The sequence below is a fragment of the Mesorhizobium sp. M7A.F.Ca.MR.362.00.0.0 genome (assembly GCF_004023175.1).
Taxonomy (GTDB): Bacteria; Pseudomonadota; Alphaproteobacteria; order Rhizobiales; family Rhizobiaceae; genus Mesorhizobium.
The window spans coordinates 1-228 of the sequence record NZ_RZTF01001168.1 but is presented as its reverse complement, the minus strand read 5'-3'; the positions used below and the strand labels follow the sequence as shown (position 1 = coordinate 228).

Here is a 228-nt window from a genome sequence, read left to right as displayed (position 1 = left end):
GGGTGAATGTCTGTAACAGGAAGAAATGGACTTTTGGCGATAAAGTCTGCTAAAGCATTTCCTTTTATCATATCGCCTACATCAAATAACAAGGTATTTTCGTTTTGTGACCTGATTTTTTGAATAAGAGAAGCTGTTCTGCTTAAACCATACTCAATTGTCCTGTTATTATTTTTATAATCATAATCTAGAATATTTGCATGGATGTCGGTTGTTTGTAGTATTTTC

Annotated in this window: 1 pseudogene; it reads right to left on the bottom strand. The window is 32.9% G+C overall.

Annotation, left to right across the window (positions count from 1 at the left end):
* Positions 1-228: pseudogene (locus EOC06_RS41320) on the bottom strand (2',3'-cyclic-nucleotide 2'-phosphodiesterase); the annotation flags it as partial.